The organism is Candidatus Dedyshia acidiphila (assembly GCF_051025295.1).
In the GTDB taxonomy this organism is placed as follows: Bacteria; Acidobacteriota; Terriglobia; order Terriglobales; family Acidobacteriaceae; genus KBS-83.
Map to the genome: position 1 here is coordinate 26924 of NZ_JBMGJV010000009.1, position 19895 is coordinate 46818.

Below are 19895 nucleotides of genomic sequence, written 5' to 3' on the forward strand. Positions count from 1 at the left end.
CTTCCCTATCCTTTTACAATTCCTCCATGCCCGCCGAGCGTCTCTACTACGCCGACTCCACGCTCACCCGCTTCACCGCCAACGTCACCGACATCCGCGAGCGCTCCCGCACCGCCGGCGCATCGCTCTGGCAGATCGCGCTCAACCGCACTGCCTTTTACCCCACCAGCGGCGGCCAGCCCTTTGACGCCGGCACCCTGCGTGCCACCGCGCCCAGCGGCGCAGCGCTCGATGTCCCCATCGTCGATGTCGAGGAGGATGACTCCGGCGAAGTCTGGCACCTCACCTCGAAGCCATTGCTCGCCGGCACCGCCGTCGAGGGCGCCATCGACACCGCGCGCCGTCGCGATCACATGCAGCAACACTCCGGTCAGCACCTGCTCTCCGCGCTCTTTCACCAGGAGCTCGGCGCCGCCACCGTCTCCTTCCACCTCGGCGATACCGTTTCAACCATCGATCTCGAGAAAACGAACCCCGACAACCCCGATCTAAGCACCGCCAACCTCGCACGTATCGAGCAGCTCGCCAACAGCGTCGTCGCCGAAGCCCGGCCCATGACCGTCCGCACCGTCGCTGCCGAAGAGGCAGAGCGCCTCCTCGCCGCCGGCCGCATGCGCAAGCTGCCGCCACGCCAGGGCGACCTCCGCCTCGTCGTCATCCCCGGCGTGGACGCCGAAAGCACAGAGCTCGACCTCAATGCCTGCGGCGGCACGCACGTCGCCAGCACCAGCCAGATCGGTACGGTCCTGCTGCGCGGCACCGAGCGCGTGCGCAAAACGCTGCGCGTCAGCTTCGTCTGCGGCGACCGCGCCCTCCGCGCCGCCCGTGAAGACGATGCCCTGCTCACCCAGCTCAGCCGCGAGCTCTCCGCCGGCCGCACCGACCTCCCCGCCACCCTGCAGCGCCTCCGCGCCGAGCAGAAGTCCGCCGCAAAGGAACGCCAGGCGCTCCGGGAAGAACTCGCCAACTACCACGCTGCCCGCCTGCTGGTCGAAGACCCGCCCGTGCACGACCTGCGCGTCATCCGCCGCAACTTCCCGGATCGCGACCTCGACTACGTCAAGCTGCTCGCATCCCGCGTCACCAGCGCCGCCGCGCACACCGTCGCGCTCCTCGCCACCCCAGCGCCTGCCCAGGAGAGCGAGCCCATGGTCACGCTCGTTGTCGCCTGCAGCCCCGACCTGAACAGCCCGTCGGCCAACGCGAAGCGCGCCGGGAGCGATCCCGACGCCGCACCATCGCTCGGCATCGACGCCGGCCAGCTGCTCAAGTCCGCCACTAACGGTCGCGGCGGCGGCTCCTCCACCCTCGCTCAAGGCGTGCTGCCCGCAGCCCGCCTTGACGCCGCGCTCAGCGCCCTCGCCGCGACGCTGCGCGGCTGATGCCATCCGCAGCGGGACACACCCGGCCGACCCTGCTATATTCAGGCAAGGCCACTCCCGCCGATGTGGGGCTATAGCTCAGCTGGGAGAGCGCACCGTTCGCAACGGTGAGGTCGTCGGTTCGATCCCGACTAGCTCCACCAATCCTGTAGACGACAATTCCGCGTCGAGCCGGTCCGGCTCAACAAAAACGCGTGCCCCGGGGCACGCGTTTTCTGCTTTCGATGCGGTCCGCCATTCGCTCGTCCCTTCACAAGACCCGCGAAGCGTCCCCTTACGCACACACGTATGCGCGCGCCGTCACAGCCAGCAGGCATATCGATCGACTCAGTTGTGTCAGAGGAGACCCGCGCAGCCCAACCAGCGGGCGACACCGGAGCCCGCCCCCCACAGCACGCACGCGAGTGCGCCCGCCCGGACGGCCAGTCCTATTTTTCGATCTCGACACCGCGCCAGAAGGCGACGTGATTCTTCACCTGCTTGGCCGCAGGCTTCGGGTCGGGGTAGTACCAGGCAGCATCCTGATTCTCCTGCCCGTCCACGATGATCGTGTAGTAGCGGGCCTGCCCCTTCCAGGGACAGGTCGAGGTCGTCGAGCTTGGCCGCAGGAACTCGCGGTTCACCGAGCTGTCCGGGAAGTACAGGTTCCCCTCCACCGTCTCCACAGTCTCGCTCTCCGCAATTACTTTGCCGTTCCAGGTCGCCTTCGCCATAGGTCTCGGTCGCCTCTCTTCAAAGTCCACGCAGTACAGTAACAGATTCCGCCTGCCGCCGCTTTGCCCTGCGGCCACGCAGAAAAGGACGCAGCCAGGCGGCCTCTTCGAGGTCCTTCGCCTGACCACGTCCCTCTACTGAACGGGAGGCCTCCCAGGGGGAGGCCAGCGCTCTAGTGATCCATCATGCCGCTGGAGCCCTTCATTTCCTTCGCGGATGTGACCTTGTCGATATGAATGCTCTTGGCCGACTCATCGGCCTTCGCCATCACGGTCACGGACTTGCCGTAGTCGTCGGTCACCGCATCCGGATTGTCGATCGTCCACACGTTCTTCTTCGCGTCCACGAACACCGGCTTCTCGCCGCCGCTGATGCACTTCTTCACGCAGCTCGCATCGGGCGCGCTCGCGTTGTGCGTGGCTCCGCACTTCGAATCGCTGATGTAGCCCATCAGCTTGGTCGACTTGCCCATATCGGCGGCCATCGCCACACTGCTACAGGCCAACAGCGCCAGAATCATTTTCTTGTTCATACAGTCCTCCGGGGGCAGGGGTGCTCCCACGCCCACCCTTGTAGTCCTTCGAGGCCTCCGGGTGCAAGTTGCAACATTCACCGCACGCACGAAAGTCAGGCGAACAGCTCTCGCATTACCCCCGGGAGAGCGCTGCCGCCCGTCGCTTCTCCACGCCGGCCACCATCAACTCCAGCCGCTGCCGCGCCAACTGGCTTCGATCCGTCAGCCGCTGCATCTGGATCAGGAATTGCGGTGCGGTGGTGCGGATCTCGTCCAGCATCGGCCAGAACTTGGCCGCCACCAGGAACGGCTCGGCATTCGTGTCCAGAAACAACTCCGGGTTCAGCACACCGTGGTTCACCAGCGCCGTCGCCATCTCCCAGTACGTGGTCACCTGCCGGAACCAGCAGTTCTTCTCCCCGCCGAAGTCCGCAAGAATCGTCCGCACCTCATCGGCCGACGTCGGCCAGAACTCTGCCGTCATCCACGTCCGCGCCCGCCGCAGCACCGGCTCCTGCCGCAGCTCATACAGCTTCAGAATCGTGACCGCATCCTCGCGCCCCGCCAATGTCTCCACGTGCTCTCCTTGCCGTCGGGACTAGTCTACGGTGCTACCCCGGAAGTTGGCAGCAAGGCCCGCCAAGGCCATTGATCCTGCTTGCATCGCATAGCCAACTCACGTCACAGTCCATTGTTGCTACGCGGCAGCAGATGCCCAAGCGATGCACAAAACGAAAGCGGCCAGCACCCTCGCTGACCGCTCCTAAGCCGACCGCCTTACTCGCCGACCTCAAGCCACCGGCTGCACCTCAGCCGGCGCCTTCCGCCGCGGCGCTGCCGGGGCTTCTTCTTCCTTCGGCGCATCGCGCAGCTTCTTCGAATAGCTGCACGTCACCGTCGCTGCTTCCTCGTCGTCGCCCTTCTTCTTCCGCTTGGACACCTTCTCGTCCGCGGCCGCGGGCTTTTTGTTGTTCGGGCAGGTGAGATACACACCCGACTTCAGCGTCTTCTCAATCAGGTACGGTGAGCCGCACTCCGGGCACTTCTTCGGCACCGGCTTGCCATTTGCCGTGAAGTCGCACTTCGGGTACCGCGTGCAGCCATAGAACGTCGTCCCGAAGCGCGTCTTCCGCTCGGCAATGTCGCCCTGTTCGCACGTCGGGCACTTCATGCCCTCCACCAGGTTCTGCTTGATGTACTTGCACTCCGGGTAGCCCGAGCACGACACGAACTCACCGAAACGGCCCGTCCGCCGCACCAGGTCCTTGCCGCAGCTTGGGCAGGGCTCGCCGATCGGCACTGGCGGCTTCTGTTGCTCGCGGCTCGTCAACCGGCGCACCGTCTTGCACGGCGGGTCTTCGTTGTACCCCGGGCATGCCATGAACGGCCCAAACGGCCCGTTGCGCAGCAACATCACGCGCCCGCACGCCTCGCAGTACTCGTCTTCCTTCTCGTCCGCATTCTCCAGCTGCGGCTTCGTCGCGAAGTTCTCCTTCGTGAACGAGCAGGAATCCTTCTTCTTCTTGTCGTACGTGCTGCACGCGTAAAACGTGCCGAACTTGCCCCACTTCATCACCAGCGGCGAGCCGCACCGATCGCACGTCTCATCGGTGGCCTTCTCCATCCGCTTCACGTTTTCCATGTGCTCGCCCGCGTGCTCGAGCTCCTTGCGGAAGTGGCTGTAGAAGCCCTTCAGCAGGTCGGTCCAGCGCTCCTTGCCGTCCTCAATGTCGTCCAGCTCCTCTTCGAGCTTTGCAGTGTACTCCACATTGAAGATGTACGGGAAGTTCGCCACCAGCAGGTCCGTCACCACCAGGCCGATCTCGGTCGGCAGGAACTTCGCGCCGCGCCCCTGGCCCACCTTCTGCACGTACTCGCGCTCCTGGATCGTCGATAGAATCGTCGCGTACGTCGATGGGCGGCCAATGCCCCGCTCCTCGAGCGTCTTCACCAGCGACGCCTCGTTGTAGCGCGGCGGCGGCTCCGTGAACTTCTGCTCGTGCTTCAGCTCTTCGAGCGACAGCGCCTGCCCCGCGTTCAGATCGGGCAGCTTGTTCTTGAGCGCGTCGTCGTCCTCATCCTTCGCGTCCTTGGCTTCCTCATACACCTTCAGATAGCCATCGAACTTCAGGATCGAACCGGTGACGCGGAAATCGTAACGGCGCTGGTTTCCAGTTGCGCGTGCTTCGATCTCGACGATCGTCTGATCGAACACCGCCGGCACCATCTGCGAAGCCACATAGCGTCGCCAGATCAGCTGGTACATCCGGAACTGCTCGTCGCTCAGGTAGCGCTTCAGCGAGTCCGGCGTGCGCGACACATCCGTCGGCCGGATCGCCTCGTGCGCGTCCTGCGCATCCTTCTTGCTCTTGAAGCTGTTCGGCGTCTCCGGCAGGTACTTCGGGCCAACCTCGCCCGCAATGTACTTCCGCACATCCGCGACCGCATCGGGCGACACGCGCGTCGAATCGGTACGCATGTACGTGATCAGGCCGACTGCGCCCTCGCTGCCGATCTCGATGCCCTCATACAGCCGCTGCGCCACACCCATCGTGCGCTTGACCGAGAAGCCCAGCTGCCGCGACGCATCCTGCTGCAAACGGCTCGTCGTGAACGGAGCCGCGGGATTCTTCCGCCGCTCCTTACGCTCCACCTCGCGCACCGACCAGCGCGCGCCTTCGAGCGCCGCCAGCGTCTCCTTCGTGATCGCCTCGTTCGGCAGCGCGTTGCCGCTCACCGTCTCGACCTTCGCCGGCTGGCCATCGATCCCGACAAACCGCGCCGTGAACGCTGCATCGTCCTTCGCGCTGGCCTTCAGGTCGGCATCGATTGTCCAGTACTCGACTGGATTGAATGCCTTGATCTCCCGCTCACGCTCGACGATCAGCCGCAGCGCCACCGTCTGCACGCGGCCCGCGGATAGTCCGCGGCGCACCTTGTCCCACAAGAGCGGCGAAATCTGGTAGCCCACAATGCGATCGAGCACGCGCCGCGTCGTCTGCGCATCGACCAGGTTGCGATCCACCTCGCGCGGGTGCTCAAACGCCGCCCGCACTGCCTTCGGCGTGATCTCGTTGAATGTGACGCGCTGGATCGTGCGCGTTCCGGAGATCGTGCGCAGCTCATCTTCCAGGTGCGCGGCAATCGCCTCACCCTCGCGGTCCGGGTCAGGCGCCAGGTACACAGACGGCACCTTCATGGCCAGCTTCTTCAGCCGGTCCATCACCTTCACCTTGTCCGGCATCACGATCAGGTCCGGCTCGAAGCTCTCGTTCTCGAGCTCCACCCCGATCTTGTTTTTCGGCAGGTCCTTCACGTGGCCAATCGAGGCCTCGACGACGAAATCCTTGCCCAGGTACTTCCCAATAGATTTCGCCTTCGCAGGCGACTCGACAATCACTAATGCTTTACTCACTGCTTCCCCTTCACTTCCGCCTGCTCTCCGTTCCGGCCGCGGATCTGCCGGTCCACCCCGTGCTGGCGATGGTCAGGTTGTGCGGAGACGCCGACCTTCCGGCTCCTCCGGTTGAATTCCCGGTACGCTACCACGCCTCTGCCACCGGGGCCAAACCCCGGCTGTTCTCAGGACGCTCTCCGACTTCCATCCCAGACGCTTTCGAAGACACCGTCCAGACGTGCCCAATCGAACCCGGAGGCGCTGTTTTGTGACAGTAAAGGCCCGTTTGCGACACGTGCTGCTTCAGACGCGTGTCCGGCCATTCCGTCGCATCCCGGTGCCGCTATCCTTTGGGACTCCCAATCTTTTTGGGACTACAGACATCTGTAACAACCCCATCCTGTGCCGGATGAACCTCCCGGACTAGAGCCGCCGAACGTAGTTCTTGCCCGGCAACTGGCGGATATAGTTGTTCAGCTCAAGCTCGAAGAGAGCGGTAAAGATCTCAGCCGACGTGACTTGCCCGTCCAGCCGTTCCAGCAGCTCTTCGATGTGCAGGGCTTCATCCAGCCTGAGGTGACCATACACCGCCGCCTCGGGAGGCGTCAGTGGTGGGCCCGGCGGGAGAGCCGTATTCGCAGCCTGGAGTACTGATGCAGTCACCCCCCTCTGCGATGCGGAACCGTCTTCCGCCCCGGCAAACAGGGCCGTCTGCACACCCGATTCCGAGCGGTCTTCGAGTTCCAACCGCACCTGGCTGGGCAGGTCTTCCCAGATGTCTTCCCACGTCGCTGTGAGCTTGGCGCCCTGCTTTATCAATGTGTTAGGGCCCCAGGCATTGCGTGTCGTCACATTGCCGGGCACAGCGTACACATCGCGATTCTGCTCGAGCGCACAACGCGCCGTGACACGCGTGCCGCTCTGCTCCCCCGCCTCGACCACCAGCACGCCAACGCTTAAACCACTGATAACACGGTTCCTTAGGGGAAAGTTCTGCGGCGCAGGAAAGGTCCCGAGCGGCTGCTCTGACACGATCACGCCGCCAGCCTGCACAATATCTTCTGCAAGTCGCTTGTTTTCTTTGGGATAGATCACGTCTACGCCCGTGCCCCAGACCGCGATCGTCCCCCCGCCCACGAGCAGTGCGCCCTTGTGCGCCGCCGTGTCCACACCCCGCGCCATCCCGCTGATAATGAGCAGCTTACGAGCAGCCAGGTCGCGCGACAAGAGCTCCGCCATGCCCAATCCATACGGCGTCGGCTGCCGCGTTCCGACCACTGCAATTCCCGGTCGCGCCAGCACCGACGCCGGCCCACGCACCCACAAAACCGGCGGCGGATCATAGATCTCGCGCAGTCGATCCGGATAATCTAAGTCGCTGAAGGTAAGCAGCTTGCAGCCGCTCGACTCGGCCTTCCGCCACTCCTCTTCCGCGACGCGGCATGCTTTTCCTTCTGCAACAAAACGAGCCGAAGCCGCCGGCATTTGCAGCGCTTCCAGCCCCGTCAGTGGCAAACGAAACAGATCTGCCGGATTCGCAAGCTGCCGCATCGCTCGCTGAATGCGCCGCGGACCCAGCCCCGGCGTGAGCGCGAGCGACAGCCAGGCCAGCGTGTTTTCTTCGGTAACGATGCGAGCGGAAGAGGAGAGCGTCGAGGGGCCGGACATGCGTACGGTCGAGCCTAGGGTCACGCCCGGCGGGCTCGCAATCCGACCAACGGGGTACTCTATCGAGTGAGCCGCCTGCGCGTCGCTGCCATCCGCTTCCTGAACCCCGCGCCACTGATGTGGGACTTCGACCACCCACCCCAGTCCACCCTGCTGGCGGAGCGCTATCACATTGAATCCATGATGCCGGCGCAGTGTGCTGCCCAACTCGCCTCCGGTGCCGCCGACCTCGGCCTGGTCCCGATCGCCGCCTTCCCGGAGACGCCCTCGCTGCGCATGGTCCCCGGCTGCGCCATCGCGTCGAAAGGCCCGATCCGCTCACTCCTGCTGGTCTATCGCGAGGCGGCCGGGCTGGACGCGATCCGCACCATCGCCACCGACACCTCCTCGCGCGCCACGCTCGCCTATGTGCAGGTTCTCGCCCGGCGGTATTGGCGTTTGGCTGCCACGTTTCTGCCGCATTCACCTCAACTGGACGCCATGCTGGCTACGGCCGACGCCGCGGTGCTGATTGGCGATCCCGCCCTGCTGGCCCTTGAAGATCAGAAGGCCCGTAGAGCGCGCACAGGGGAGCGGCTGGTCTACCTCGACCTGGGCGCGGAGTGGCGACGGCTCACCGGATTGCCGTGGATCTCGGCCGTATGGGGAGTGCGAACAGACGCCGTTTTATCCGGGGCTGCTGGCCGTGCGCTCGTGGAGGATTTGGTCGCCTCGCGCGATGCGGGACTGGCGCACCTCGACGAACTTGCGGACGAGTGGGCGCAGCGGATCGCCGTCCCCCGGGCCACCATTCACGCCTATCTCAGCAGCAACATCTTCTATACGCTCGACGCCGAATGCCTCGACGGGATGCGGCAGTTCTTCGCACTCGCAGCAGAATGCGGTGTGCTTCCGCCGTGTCCGGAGCTCCCCCTGCTGCTGCTGTAACAGATGGGGTACGTTGGGCGCACCAGAGTGAATGCGCAGCGATCGCGAGTACGGCCGCGTCTCCGGGCCCAATCCCGGCGTCCAAACAGTGGTGAGCTTCTCTGCCGGCAGCCCTGGTCTTTCTGGTCAACCCGCGTCATTGCGCGCCGCGCTCAGTTTTCTGGCCGCCGGACACCCGCCATCGAAGCACGCGACCCTGGGCTGGCTGATCAGCCTCGGCTGGCTCGGCCTCTGCGTGGTGGCGCTACTGGATGCATCGCCCATCCCGCTGCCTATTCCAGGCACCGCGGACCTGATTCTGCTGGTGCTGATTGCGCACCGCGCCAGCCCCTGGGTGCTGGTTCCGCTGGCCGTGACATCGTCTGTGATCGGTGCCTACCTGACGTGGAAGACCGGCAAGAAGGGCGGCGAGGTTGCCCTGCAGAGGTACGTGCCGGCGCGCTACTACGACCGCATCACCGGCTGGACAAAGAGCCATGGCGCCATGGCGGTTGCACTGGCCGCGGTGCTGCCACCGCCGGTGCCGCTGCTGCCCTTTGTGCTGGCGGCCGGCGCACTGGAGGTGCCCAGGCGGCGCTTCCTGGTGTCCTTCACGGCAGCGCGGACCGTACGCTACGGCCTGGTGGCCTGGCTGGCCGTGATCTATGGCCACCAGATGGTGCACTGGTGGAACCAATATCTGGCGCGCTATTCGACCGCGATCAGCTGGACCATCTTTGGCCTGTTTGCCGGGGCGATTGCCTGGGGCGTGTGGAAGTGGAAGAAGGGCAGCCGCGAATTAGACAAACCGGCAGCCGGGACAGCCCGCAAGTCCCCAAGCGCTGCCTGACAGATCTGCTTATTCGCGATCGAGTGGGCGAGAGATCACGCAGGCATTGATGCCGCCGATGCCACTCGACAGTTTGCCCGCGAGCCCCTCGGCGTCGACCGAGCTTCCCGCGAAGACGAACCGTCCGTGCAGATCCGCAATCGCCGGGTTCAGCGACTTCTCGGTCAGCAGCGTCGGAAACAGGTGTCCCGCCGCATAGCCCAGGTACTGCGCGGTGAGCTCCCAGCCACCGCCTGCGCTCATACCGTGACCGAACGTGCCTTTCCGTGCCGTGACGAGTACGGATTCCGGCAGCACCGTCCGCAGCGTGGTCATCTCGGCGTAGTCGCCCGGTGTCGCGGTGGCGTGCAAATCCCAGGTACGGATCTGGTCCGGCGTGGTGTGAGCCTCAGCCAGCGCCTGCCGGATGGCCGACTGCGGACCGGCCTGCGACGGCGTAATGATGTGGTGCGCGTCCGAGCTGACGCCGGCCGCAACCGGCTCCATGCCGAGCGGCTGCATGCCGCGGGCCTTCAGGTACTCCATGTCGCCAACGATCCAGACCACGGACCCGCCCGCAATGTGTGTGCCCTGCAGTTGCGTGAGCGGCGCAGAGACCTGGCGGCTGGCGGAGAGGACGCGCGCACCGTAGAACGAGCCGACGATCAGCGCATGGGGCGGCGGATCGGTCGCGCCGACGACAACCACCTTCGCCTCGCCACGATCGATCGCCTGCATGGCCAGCCGCAGCGCTACCCCAAAGGTGGAACAGGCCGCCACGGGCGCAAACGCCAGGCCCGTGATGTGACCGAGGATCGACACCTGTGACGCGGGTGTGTTGTGAATGTTCCAGATGAGGTTCGCGCTCACCTTCCACGGCGGATCGGGCGCGGCCCACTTCTCCTGCAAGCGGACATGACGCTTGCCGCGCTCGCGGAGCACGTGCAGCTTGCCCTGCTCCACATCGCCTTCCACGTTCAGCGAGTCGATGGCGGCGGCTTCGTCGAGGTACTCGCGCAGTTCGGGCGAGCGTTGCATCCAGTAGCTCTCCCACTCGAGCGAGCGCTCCAGCAGATCGCCATCTGCATCGGACGGGTTGAGCGGCACATCGTCCAGCCCCTTCAACTCGCCCGCCAGATAAGCGCTCAGCGCGCTATTGTTCTCGCGACTGCCCCAGAAACGATTCCAGCGCTGCTGCGCCTGGTACAGGCCGACGCTGGATTGGTAGATCGAGTCGATGGAGCCGAGCCCAGTGCCAATGTAGACATGCGCCTGGTCGCCGAGTTCGCGGAGCAGCGGCTCCAGCCCGGGGTTCTGGCCGAGTGCCTGGATGAACGCGCCGATCGCATAGAGCGAGGGCGTGTCCATCTTCTCTTTCAGGTTTTGAAAGTGGCGCGGGGCGAAGCGGCTGTCGATCCACTGCTTGTAGTCGGCGAAATCGAACTCGGGCTGGCCGACCAAAAAGTTGCTGGGCCCGAAGCCCTCAAACGGCGTCAGCCAGCTATCGGAGCGTTCGAGATTGCGCGCGAATGCCTCGACATTGGGCGATTGCGGCGCGACGATGCCCCAACCGAAGACGCCGACACGGGCGCGGCGTGTGTCTGCGGTAGAGACGAAAGCTCCTTGCCCATCTGTGGCAGGTTCGGCGACAGAAGCACGGCTGGAAGACGGCGGAGGAGCACTCATGATGGCTTTTTGATTCTCGCTGAGCCGATTGGTCGCTGTCCACGCACAGAAGTCCGGCGCAGAGTGACGCAGCAGTTCGGCTGGGCTGAGATGAAGAGGAGATTCAGTGCACCGGGTGGCCTACTGCGCCCGGAGGGACCCGTTACCGTTGCTTCCTTCCGGACCTGGCGGGGTTGGCGGGATTCCGTCGCGTAGGACCCGGCACAACGACAGAATACCACCGCAGAACGCCTCGTCCACTCCTGTGCGGCGTACGCTCCGGTAAAATACACAGGTGACGCCCCCCTCCATCTCTGACGACATCTCTGTGGCCTCGACGCCTGCGAGCGCGGCCCCAGCGACGCGCCCGCGTGTGGGCTTTGTCTCGCTCGGCTGCCCGAAGAATCTTGTGGACAGCGAGGTCATGATGGGGCTGCTCGATCGCGCCGGGGCCGAGCTGACCGCCGATCCCGAGGCGGCCGAGATCCTCGTCGTCAATACCTGCTCGTTCATCGACTCCGCCAAGCAGGAGTCGGTCGACACCATCCTCGAGATGGCCGCGCACAAGACGGGCGGACGCGCAAAGCGGCTGATCGTCGCTGGCTGCCTGGTCGAACGCTACCGCGACGAGATTCGCAAGAACATTCCCGAAGTCGACGCCGTGGTCGGGACCGGCGAACTCGAAGCGATCCTTGAAGCCGCAGGACTTGCCGCCCCGGCGGCTGCCCCGGCATCGCTCATCCAGATCCAGTCCGCGCCGGCGATTCTGCGCGCAGCGCCGGCGGATGCCGCAGCCTCGCGTGCGGAAGGCGATCTCCGCGAGCAGCAGGGCCGCTTCGCGCGCGACACCTGGGATGGAGCGTCGCCTGCGCTGCCTACCTATCTCTACGACGAGCTGACGCCGCGCCTGCTGGCGACCGGCAAGACCTCTGCCTATCTGAAAATTGCCGAGGGCTGCGATCATCCGTGCTCGTTCTGCGTCATCCCGAATCTGCGCGGCAAGTTTCGCTCGCGCCGCTTCGAATCGGTGGTCGCCGAGGCGGAGCAGCTCGTGGCTCGCGGCGTGCGCGAGATCACGCTGATCGGGCAGGACACCACCTGCTACGGCGAAGACTTCGGCATGAAGGACGGTTTGGCGGCGCTGCTCGACCGGCTCGCCGTGATTGACGGCCTGACCTGGCTGCGCTTCCTGTATGCGTATCCGAACAAGGTGACGGGACGGTTGCTTGAGACCATCGCGAAGCATGACCGCATCGTGAAGTATCTGGACGTACCGCTGCAGCACGCCTCCGGCGCGGTCTTGAAGCGCATGCGCCGTGGCGCGAACGCAGACATCTTCCTGAAGACCCTTGAGAAGGTGCGCGCGGCGGTGCCGGGCATCGCGCTGCGTACCAGCTTTATCGTCGGCTTCCCCGGCGAGACGGCGGAAGATCACGCAGAGCTGATGGACTTCGTGCGCGCGGCGAAGTTCGATTGGATGGGCGCGTTCTCCTACTCGGATGAAGAGGGCGCGCATGCCTACGGCTTCGACAAGTCACTGAAGGTGCCGAAGCGCACCATTGAGGCACGCCGACGCGCGCTGATGAAGCTGCAGCAGTCAATCAGCCGCGAGCGCAAGGAGCAATGGGTGGGCCGCACGCTGCCGGTGCTGGTCGAAGGCGAAAGCGCGGAGACGCCACTGCTGTGGGAGGGCCGCTCCGCCTTCCACGCGCCAGAGATTGATGGCAAGGTCTACATCAACGACTTCGGTCCGCACGAGACGCTGGTGCCCGGCACCTTCTACCGTGCCGAGATCACCGAGGCGCACGACTACGATGTGGTCGCGCGCGTCATCGAATAACTGAATAACTGCGGAACAACACCGCGGATCAACACTGCGAAAGAATGCTGTGGAGTCTGGCCATGGCCACCAATCAGAAGACACTGCCCTGCCCTATCTGCAAGAAGCAAGTTGCGTTCGATACTCCTGACGTTCCCTTCTGCAGCGATCGCTGCCGGCTGATCGATCTTGGCAAGTGGGCGAGCGGCGAGTACCGCATCTCCTCACCCGTCATGGATCCGGAGCTGCTGGAAGAGCTCGACAACGCGGAGATGCGCCGCGCTCAGAAGCGCGACGATGACTTCTAGCGCTGCGCCCGAGCAGAACGCTGCGCCTGCGCAGCACAAGACGCTGTGGGCATGGGCTGTCGGAACGTTCTTCGGCGCCGGCCTGCTGAAGCCCGGACCGGGCACGTGGGGCTCGGTCGCGGCGCTGCTGCTGTGGCTGGCCGCCGGCTACGAGCTGCGCTCCCATCACGCTGTGCCCCTTCTTGAGTTCGAGGGCTTCGGCCTGTTCTATGGCGTGCTGACGCTGGCGGCGGCTTTGCTCGCAACCGCCATCGGCATTCCCGCAGCGACGATCGTCGCGAGAGAGAGCGGCCGCGAGGACCCCGGCCACGTCGTCATCGATGAGGTCGCCGGTCAGTGGCTGACGCTCGCCGTGTCGAAGCCCGACTGGCCGCATGCGCTGCTCGCCTTCGCGCTGTTTCGCCTCTTTGACATCACGAAGCCGTGGCCGATCCGCAAACTCGAAGCGCTCCCCGAAGGCTGGGGCATCATGCTGGACGACCTCGCCGCAGGCCTGCTCGGCGCGGTCGTAATGTTGGTCGTGGAGCGCTGGTGGTGAGGTTTCGTCCGGCGAACGGTCGCGGTGACTGATTTTGGCTCTTCGGGTTATAACGGTGCTACTCGGAATTGCACTGACATGACCTTATGAATGAGCGGCTGTTCACCTCCCTGCTGAAACGGGCCTTTGCGGTTCCGATCCTCACGCTTCTGGTGCTGGCGCTCACGATGTTCATCGGGCTGCGCCAACTCGAGCGCTCCGCGCAATGGGTGGACCACACCGATCAAGTCATTTCGCATGCCAATCGCCTGACGCGGCTCATGATCGACCAGGAGACCGGGCTGCGTGGCTTTCTTGCGTTTGGCAGCCGTGACTTTCTGGAGCCTTACGAGCGCGCGCAACCGCAGATCGAGAGAGAGTTCTCGACCATCTTCAACCTGATTCATGACAACCCTGAACAGGCTGAGCAACTCACCCAGATTCGTTCGCAATACGACCGCTGGCTCCTCGCCGTCCAGCCGGAACTGACAGCGCCGCGCCCGGACACGGCAACTTCGCTTCAACGCAAGCGAATGATGGATCAGGCACGCGCCGAACTCGATAAGTTTATTGCTCGTGAAGAACAACTGCGTGTGAGCCGCGCCACCCTGTCCCAACGACTGGACCTGCTTCTTGGCGCGGGCTCGTTTGTCATCGCGGCCGTCGTGGGTCTGCTGATTGCGCTGTACGTCGCTCGTATCCTGCGTGACCTGGTCACCGCGTACACGGCGCAGCTGAGCAGCGTCGAGGAGCAGCGTGCAGTAGCGATTGCAAGCGAAGGCTGGCTGCGCACCACTCTGCACAGCATCGGGGACGCCGTTATCGCCAGCGACCGCGAAGGCCATGTGGTGTTGATGAATCGCGTGGCGGAGGTGCTCACCGGCTGGACGAATGCGGAAGCCCAAGGCCGCCCACTCTACGAGGTGTTCCGCATCATCAATGAAACGTCACGCGCGCCTGTCGAATCGCCAGTGGACAAGGTCCGCCGGCTTGGCGTGGTGGTCGGGCTGGCCAATCACACGCTGCTGATCCGCCGGGACGGAGTCGAGACGCACATTGACGACAGCGGCGCGCCCATCCTCGATCAGCAGGGAGCAATCACCGGTATCGTGCTGATCTTCCGTGACATCAACGACCGCCGAAAGGCCGAGCGGGCGCTGGTGAAGGCGGAGAAGCTTGCCTCCGCCGGCCGGCTCAGTGCTGCGATCGCTCACGAGGTGAATAACCCGCTCGAGGCGCTGACTAACTTGCTTTACCTCGCGAGCCGGGAGGCCGCGCAGCCTGAAGTGCGTCAGAAGATCGAGCAGGCGGAGATCGAGGTTTCCAGGATCGCGCACATCACGCGCCAGTCGCTCGGCTTCTACAAGGAAGATGCTGCCGCGTCGATCTTCAGCGTTGCCAACCTCGTCAATCAGGCTGTCTCGTTCTACTCGTCACGCGCCACGGTGAAAGGGGTGCTGCTGCGCACCGCCATTGTCAGCGATGTCGAGATATTCGGCTCCACTGGCGAGCTGCGCCAGATTCTCTCCAACCTGATCTCAAACGCGCTCGATGCGTTGGATGCGGGTGGCACGATGGTTCTTCTAGTCCGCCGGGATCGCGACGAGCAAACGGGCAAACCGGGGGCCCGCATTGTGGTTGCAGACTCCGGCTGCGGTATTGAGCGCAGCAAGCTCGCTGCCATCTTCGAGCCGTTCTACACGACCAAGGGCAGCACCGGCACCGGGCTTGGCTTGTGGGTGACACGCCAGCTGCTCGAGAAGCATCACGGCAGGGTGCGCGTCCGCTCAGCGACCGCGGGCAGCCGCCGCGGGACCACGTTCCGTTTGTTCCTGCCAGCCGTTCCTGGCGAGCTTGAGGCTGCATCCCGCACTCTTGCGGAGGGCCTGATGGCCGAGCTGGGCGATCCGGTGCACTAACGGGCCGCGCCCTGCCACGCCGCCATCCCCGCGTTGGCATCTACACTAGGCGAAGTCATACACTGGCTTCTTGAGCATGATTCGCATCGCCAAATCCGAATACCCCGGAGCCGGTGGACCGCGCATCGAGACCGTCTCCCCTGAAGCCGCGCTTCCCGGTGCAGAGATCGAGGTGCTGGGTACCTCGCTCGGCCCGGTCGCCGATCGCCGGCCACTCGCCGTGTTGGACGGCTCCCTCGCGCCGGTGCTGCTCTGCCGCCCGGACCGCCTCAGTATTCGCATCCCCGACTCTGCCGAAGCAGGGCGCCTCGAAATTCGCCAGAACGGTAGCACCAGCAATCCAGTCACGATCAAGATCGGTCGCCTGCTGGCGGAGAACGTGAACCCGGTCGCCAGCCCCGTGGTGGACGCCGAGGGCAACGTCTACACGACGCTCTCCGGACCGCGCGGCGAACGCATGCCCGTGTCGATCTATCGCATCTCGCCTGAAGGCGATATGGATGCCTTCGCGACAGACATTCTGAACCCGACCGGGCTGGCGCTCGATACGGACGGCATGCTCTACGTCACCTCACGTCATGAGGGCACGATCCACCGCATCACGCCCGAGGGGGCGAGCTCCATCTTTGTCGAAAGCATGGGCGTTGCCACCGGGCTGGCATTCGACCCCGAAGGCAATCTCTACTGCGGCGACCGCAGCGGCACGATCTTCAAGATCGCGCGCGACCGGCAGATCTTCGTCTTCGCGACGCTCGAGCCGAGCGTCGCGGCCTACCATCTCGCCTTCGGACTCGACGGCACGCTGTTCGTCTCCGGCCCGACGACGTCAAGCAATGACGTGGTCCATGCCATCGATACCGCCGGCAACGCGCGTGTGTACTACCGCGGGCTGGGCCGGCCGCAGGGCATGGCGGTAGACGTCGCCGGCTCGCTCTATGTCGCGGCCTCGCATCGCGGACGCCGCGGTGTGCTGCGTCTGCCAGTCGATCGCGCACCTGAGGAGCATCCGGAGCTGGTCATCAGCGGACACGGCGTGGTCGGAGTCGCATTCAGTCCGTCAGGCAGCGCCATCGTCGCCACCCACACCGCCATTTATGATGTCGGGTTGGGAGTCGAGGGGCTGCGCTACCTCTAGCGCTCGACACGCCGGGTTCGTCTCACCACATTTCATGCCGCAGCCGCCGGCAGCACTCCATCGGAAGGTACCTACACCCGCATGCTCGCAGAGACCATTGCCGTCGGCTCGGAGATGCTGACGCCCTATCGTCAGGACACCAACTCGCTGTACGTGACCGAGCGGCTCAACGAGCTCGGGGTCAACGTCGCTTTCAAGACCACGGTGGGCGACCGCATGGAGCACCTGGTCGCGGCAATCCGCACGGCTGCGCAGCGCGTGGACATCGTCGTCATCATGGGCGGGCTCGGCCCCACGCAGGATGACCTGACCCGCCAGGCCGTCGCCGAAGCCATGGGCATCCACATCCGTCGCAATGCCGATATCGTGGCCGAGCTCTACAAGCGCTTCGCCGCGCGACGTATGAGCATGACCGAAAACAACGCACAGCAGGCCGATGTGCTCGAAGGCGCACACGTCGTCCCGAACGCGAATGGCACCGCACCAGCGCAGTGGCTGGATACGGTCTATGGCGGTCACCGCAAGATCCTGATGCTGCTGCCCGGGCCGCCCAAGGAGCTCAAGCCGATCTTCGACACCGAATGCGTGCCGCGCCTGCGTGAGGTGCTGCCCGCCCATTACATCGCGAAGCGCACGATGAAGGCCGCGATGATCGGCGAGTCCGCATGCGACGCGCGCATCGCGCCCATCTACAAGCACTACCCCGATGTCGAGACGACCATCCTTGCGCACGGCGGTGACATTCAGCTGAACCTGATCTGCGAGAAACCCACGCTCGAATTCGCGCAGGCGCGCGTCGACGAACTGGCCGGCAAGATCGAAGAAGAGCTGGATGAGCTGATCTACTCGACGCAGGGTGAATCGCTAGAGGAGATCGTGCTGCTCTACCTGGGCATGAAGCAGGCCACACTGGCTGTGGCTGAGAGCTGCACGGGGGGCTTAGTCGCGCAGCGGCTGACCAGCATTCCTGGCGCCTCGCGCACGTTTTTCGGCGGAGCGATCGTCTATTCGAACGAACTGAAGACGAAGTTCGCTGGTGTGGATCCGAAGCTGATCGAGCAGCATGGCGCCGTCAGCCCCGAGGTTGCCAAGGCGATGGCGGACGGCATCCGCAAGCAGACCGGCGCAACGACTGGACTTGGCGTGACCGGCATCGCCGGGCCGGGCGGCGGCACGGAAGAAAAGCCCGTGGGGCTTGTCTACATCGCCGTGGCGCACGGCAAGGAGATCGAGGTCGTCGAGCGTAACTTTGGCGGGCTGACGGCGGATGGCATACGCGAGCGCGTCCGGACATGGAGCGCACAGGCAGCACTCGACCTGGTGCGCCGGCAGTTGATGGGCAGCAACTCCTAGCCGGGAGGAACCTGAGGAGTCGCTCTCAACGGCGCTCGATGGAGCCTGGCTCGCGCTACACTCGATCCGACCTCATGCTCCTCCTTCTCACCTGCGTGCTGGCTTACCTGCTAGGCTCGATTCCATTCGGCCTCGTGCTGGTGCGCGTCTTCCGCAATGAAGACATACGCGAGAAGGGCAGCGGCAACATCGGTGCCACGAACGTGATCCGGTCCGGCAACAAGGGGCTGGGCGCGTTGACCTTCCTGCTCGATGCGGCGAAGGGATTCGTAGCAGTGATTGCAGGCTGGCAGATTGCGCTGCACGCCCATCTATCGCAGCCGCAGGCACAGACGTTCGCGGCAGCCGCGGCAATTTGCGCGGTGCTCGGCCACATCTACACCGTGTGGCTGCGCTTCAAGGGCGGCAAGGGCGTGGCGACCGGCTTCGGTGTCTTCCTCGGCATCGCACCACTCGCGGCGGGCATCGCACTGCTCACGTTCATCGTGGTCTTCGCGCTCAGCAGGTATGTCTCACTCGCGTCCATCCTCGCAGCACTCGTCTTCCCGATTGCAATGCTGTTGCTGACCCGGCATGCGCTCGCCCCTGCGATGATCGCGGCCATGGTCGCGCTGCCTCTGCTCGTCATTGGGAAGCACCACGCGAACATCCGCCGGCTGCTCGCAGGGACGGAGTATCGCTTCGGTCGATCCAAGGCCGCCGCCGCTTGAGCCGGATCGCGATCATCGGCAGCGGCGCCTGGGGCACTGCGCTGGCCATCTCACTTGCCCGGCGTGGTGATCACGCGATCACGTTGTGGTCGCACACGTCGTCCGTTGCTGAGAGCATCGGCAGCCATCGCGAGAACCGGCAGTATCTGCCCGGCCATCCTGTCCCGCATGCCGTGCGCGCGACGGCCAACCTCGGCGATGCCCTGGCCGGTGCCGAGATCGTGCTTGGCGTGATGCCGTCCACGCATGTGGCTGCGCTTTATCGGGCGATGCAGCCGCACTTTGCGGAGAACGCAGTCCTCGTGAGCGCGACCAAGGGCGTCGTCAGCGCGGGCGATCAACATCTACGCATCAGCCAGGTAATCGCGCAGGCGCTCGGGCCTGCTGCGCCATCGTGCGGTGTGCTCAGCGGTCCATCATTCGCGCAGGAGGTGGCTGCCGGCCAACCCACGGCGATGACGATCGCCTGCGCTGACAACGCGACCGCAACACGGCTCCAGGACGCGCTCTCCGGCCCCGCGCTGCGGCTTTACACGAGTGACGATGTCATCGGCGTCGAGCTCGGCGGTGCGCTCAAGAACGTGATCGCCATCGCCACGGGTATGGTCGAGGGGCTTGGCCTGGGGCACAACAGCGCAGCCGCGCTGATCACGCGTGGTGTGGCGGAGATCACCCGCCTCGCCGTAGCCTGCGGCGGCCGCCGCGAGACCATGGCCGGACTCGCAGGGCTGGGCGACCTGGTTCTGACCGCAACCGGAGGTCTCTCCCGGAACCGGCAGGTCGGGGTGGAGCTAGGTAAAGGTCGCAGTCTCAGCGACATATTGGCCAGCATGGGCGGCAAGGTCGCCGAAGGCGTCGAGACGACGCGTGCCGCGCTCGGCCTGGCCGCTGAGCATGGAATTGAAATGCCCATCACCGAGCAGGTCGATGCCATCCTGCACCAGGGCCGCAGCCCGCGCGAAGCCGTTCCCGAGCTGATGCGCCGTCCGGGGCGCGAAGAGAGCGCCTGATTCAGGTGCATCTCAGCCGCTGATCTACACTGGGAACTGAGATACGCCT

At 64.8% G+C, this 19895-nt stretch carries 17 protein-coding genes, 1 tRNA gene and 1 other RNA gene; 12 read left to right on the plus strand and 7 right to left on the minus strand.

All coding sequences use genetic code 11. The features are described from left to right. Positions 1-26 precede the first annotated feature (26 nt). Positions 27-1382, plus strand: a complete 1356-nt coding sequence (locus AC5IJH_RS05710) for an alanyl-tRNA editing protein (RefSeq protein ID WP_491901845.1) — start codon at positions 27-29, stop codon at positions 1380-1382. A 67-nt stretch (positions 1383-1449) separates the two neighbouring features. Next, positions 1450-1525, plus strand: a tRNA-Ala gene (locus tag AC5IJH_RS05715). A 285-nt stretch (positions 1526-1810) separates the two neighbouring features. On the opposite strand, the gene AC5IJH_RS05720 is transcribed toward AC5IJH_RS05715, so the two are convergent. The 5 genes from AC5IJH_RS05720 to dprA form a co-directional block, all read right to left on the minus strand. After that, positions 1811-2095: a DUF427 domain-containing protein gene (locus tag AC5IJH_RS05720; RefSeq protein ID WP_491901846.1), complete on the minus strand. Its 285-nt coding sequence runs from the start codon at positions 2093-2095 to the stop codon at positions 1811-1813. A 173-nt stretch (positions 2096-2268) separates the two neighbouring features. Continuing rightward, on the minus strand, positions 2269-2628 hold the full coding sequence (locus AC5IJH_RS05725; RefSeq protein WP_491901847.1) for a hypothetical protein: 360 nt from the start codon (positions 2626-2628) through the stop codon (positions 2269-2271). Between the two features lie 115 nt (positions 2629-2743). Beyond that, entirely contained in the window at positions 2744-3187 is a 444-nt protein-coding gene (locus AC5IJH_RS05730) for a DUF4760 domain-containing protein (protein ID WP_491901848.1), read from the minus strand. 213 nt (positions 3188-3400) lie between these two features. After that, positions 3401-6025: a type I DNA topoisomerase gene (gene topA, locus AC5IJH_RS05735; RefSeq protein WP_491901849.1), complete on the minus strand. Its 2625-nt coding sequence runs from the start codon at positions 6023-6025 to the stop codon at positions 3401-3403. Positions 6026-6430: 405 nt separating this feature from the next. Next, complete coding sequence (dprA, locus tag AC5IJH_RS05740; RefSeq protein WP_491901850.1) at positions 6431-7675, minus strand: DNA-processing protein DprA; 1245 nt, start codon at positions 7673-7675, stop codon at positions 6431-6433. A 66-nt stretch (positions 7676-7741) separates the two neighbouring features. Here dprA and AC5IJH_RS05745 point away from each other — a divergent pair, with 66 nt between their 5' ends. Then, positions 7742-8602, plus strand: a complete 861-nt coding sequence (locus AC5IJH_RS05745; protein WP_491901851.1) for a menaquinone biosynthetic enzyme MqnA/MqnD family protein — start codon at positions 7742-7744, stop codon at positions 8600-8602. 31 nt (positions 8603-8633) lie between these two features. Beyond that, positions 8634-9431 (plus strand): VTT domain-containing protein, encoded by a 798-nt coding sequence (locus AC5IJH_RS05750; RefSeq protein WP_491901852.1) that lies wholly within the window; start codon positions 8634-8636, stop codon positions 9429-9431. A 9-nt stretch (positions 9432-9440) separates the two neighbouring features. On the opposite strand, the gene AC5IJH_RS05755 is transcribed toward AC5IJH_RS05750, so the two are convergent. Together AC5IJH_RS05755 and ffs are read right to left on the minus strand one after the other, a co-directional pair. Next, positions 9441-11096: a beta-ketoacyl synthase N-terminal-like domain-containing protein gene (locus tag AC5IJH_RS05755; RefSeq protein ID WP_491901853.1), complete on the minus strand. Its 1656-nt coding sequence runs from the start codon at positions 11094-11096 to the stop codon at positions 9441-9443. A gap of 106 nt (positions 11097-11202) precedes the next feature. After that, positions 11203-11300: signal recognition particle sRNA small type (gene ffs, locus AC5IJH_RS05760), an RNA gene on the minus strand. 97 nt (positions 11301-11397) lie between these two features. Here ffs and rimO point away from each other — a divergent pair. The 8 genes from rimO (at position 11398) to AC5IJH_RS05800 (ending at position 19846) form a co-directional block, all read left to right on the plus strand. Then, positions 11398-12915, plus strand: a complete 1518-nt coding sequence (gene rimO, locus AC5IJH_RS05765; RefSeq protein WP_491901908.1) for a 30S ribosomal protein S12 methylthiotransferase RimO — start codon at positions 11398-11400, stop codon at positions 12913-12915. A 62-nt stretch (positions 12916-12977) separates the two neighbouring features. Further along, a complete protein-coding gene (locus AC5IJH_RS05770) occupies positions 12978-13202 on the plus strand; it encodes a DNA gyrase inhibitor YacG (protein ID WP_491901854.1) in 225 nt (74 codons plus the stop codon). Next, positions 13192-13740 carry a phosphatidylglycerophosphatase A family protein gene (locus AC5IJH_RS05775; RefSeq protein ID WP_491901855.1) on the plus strand — a complete coding sequence of 183 codons (549 nt, stop codon included), beginning with the start codon at positions 13192-13194 and terminating at the stop codon, positions 13738-13740. The genes AC5IJH_RS05770 and AC5IJH_RS05775 overlap by 11 nt, the downstream gene beginning before the upstream one ends. A gap of 86 nt (positions 13741-13826) precedes the next feature. After that, positions 13827-15638: a CHASE3 domain-containing protein gene (locus AC5IJH_RS05780; RefSeq protein ID WP_491901856.1), complete on the plus strand. Its 1812-nt coding sequence runs from the start codon at positions 13827-13829 to the stop codon at positions 15636-15638. Between the two features lie 76 nt (positions 15639-15714). After that, positions 15715-16773, plus strand: coding sequence for a Vgb family protein (locus AC5IJH_RS05785; protein ID WP_491901909.1), 1059 nt, complete (start codon positions 15715-15717; stop codon positions 16771-16773). A gap of 81 nt (positions 16774-16854) precedes the next feature. Further along, on the plus strand, positions 16855-18126 hold the full coding sequence (locus tag AC5IJH_RS05790) for a competence/damage-inducible protein A (RefSeq protein ID WP_491901857.1): 1272 nt from the start codon (positions 16855-16857) through the stop codon (positions 18124-18126). 74 nt (positions 18127-18200) lie between these two features. Further along, on the plus strand, positions 18201-18836 hold the full coding sequence (plsY, locus tag AC5IJH_RS05795) for a glycerol-3-phosphate 1-O-acyltransferase PlsY (RefSeq protein ID WP_491901858.1): 636 nt from the start codon (positions 18201-18203) through the stop codon (positions 18834-18836). Then, positions 18833-19846, plus strand: coding sequence for an NAD(P)H-dependent glycerol-3-phosphate dehydrogenase (locus AC5IJH_RS05800; protein WP_491901859.1), 1014 nt, complete (start codon positions 18833-18835; stop codon positions 19844-19846). Before plsY ends, AC5IJH_RS05800 begins: the two co-directional genes overlap by 4 nt. The last annotated feature ends 49 nt before the right edge of the window (positions 19847-19895 follow it).

Bases quoted from the DNA above. Each gene is read 5' to 3' on its own strand.
- AC5IJH_RS05710 (WP_491901845.1), top strand. From the start codon at position 27: ATGCCCGCCGAGCGTCTCTACTACGCCGACTCCACGCTCACCCGCTTC.
- AC5IJH_RS05720 (WP_491901846.1), bottom strand. From the start codon at position 2,095: ATGGCGAAGGCGACCTGGAACGGCAAAGTAATTGCGGAGAGCGAGACT.
- AC5IJH_RS05725 (WP_491901847.1), bottom strand. From the start codon at position 2,628: ATGAACAAGAAAATGATTCTGGCGCTGTTGGCCTGTAGCAGTGTGGCG.
- dprA (WP_491901850.1), bottom strand. From the start codon at position 7,675: ATGTCCGGCCCCTCGACGCTCTCCTCTTCCGCTCGCATCGTTACCGAA.
- AC5IJH_RS05750 (WP_491901852.1), top strand. From the start codon at position 8,634: ATGCGCAGCGATCGCGAGTACGGCCGCGTCTCCGGGCCCAATCCCGGC.
- AC5IJH_RS05755 (WP_491901853.1), bottom strand. From the start codon at position 11,096: ATGAGTGCTCCTCCGCCGTCTTCCAGCCGTGCTTCTGTCGCCGAACCT.
- AC5IJH_RS05770 (WP_491901854.1), top strand. From the start codon at position 12,978: ATGGCCACCAATCAGAAGACACTGCCCTGCCCTATCTGCAAGAAGCAA.
- AC5IJH_RS05775 (WP_491901855.1), top strand. From the start codon at position 13,192: ATGACTTCTAGCGCTGCGCCCGAGCAGAACGCTGCGCCTGCGCAGCAC.
- AC5IJH_RS05780 (WP_491901856.1), top strand. From the start codon at position 13,827: ATGAATGAGCGGCTGTTCACCTCCCTGCTGAAACGGGCCTTTGCGGTT.
- AC5IJH_RS05785 (WP_491901909.1), top strand. From the start codon at position 15,715: ATGATTCGCATCGCCAAATCCGAATACCCCGGAGCCGGTGGACCGCGC.
- AC5IJH_RS05790 (WP_491901857.1), top strand. From the start codon at position 16,855: ATGCTCGCAGAGACCATTGCCGTCGGCTCGGAGATGCTGACGCCCTAT.
- plsY (WP_491901858.1), top strand. From the start codon at position 18,201: ATGCTCCTCCTTCTCACCTGCGTGCTGGCTTACCTGCTAGGCTCGATT.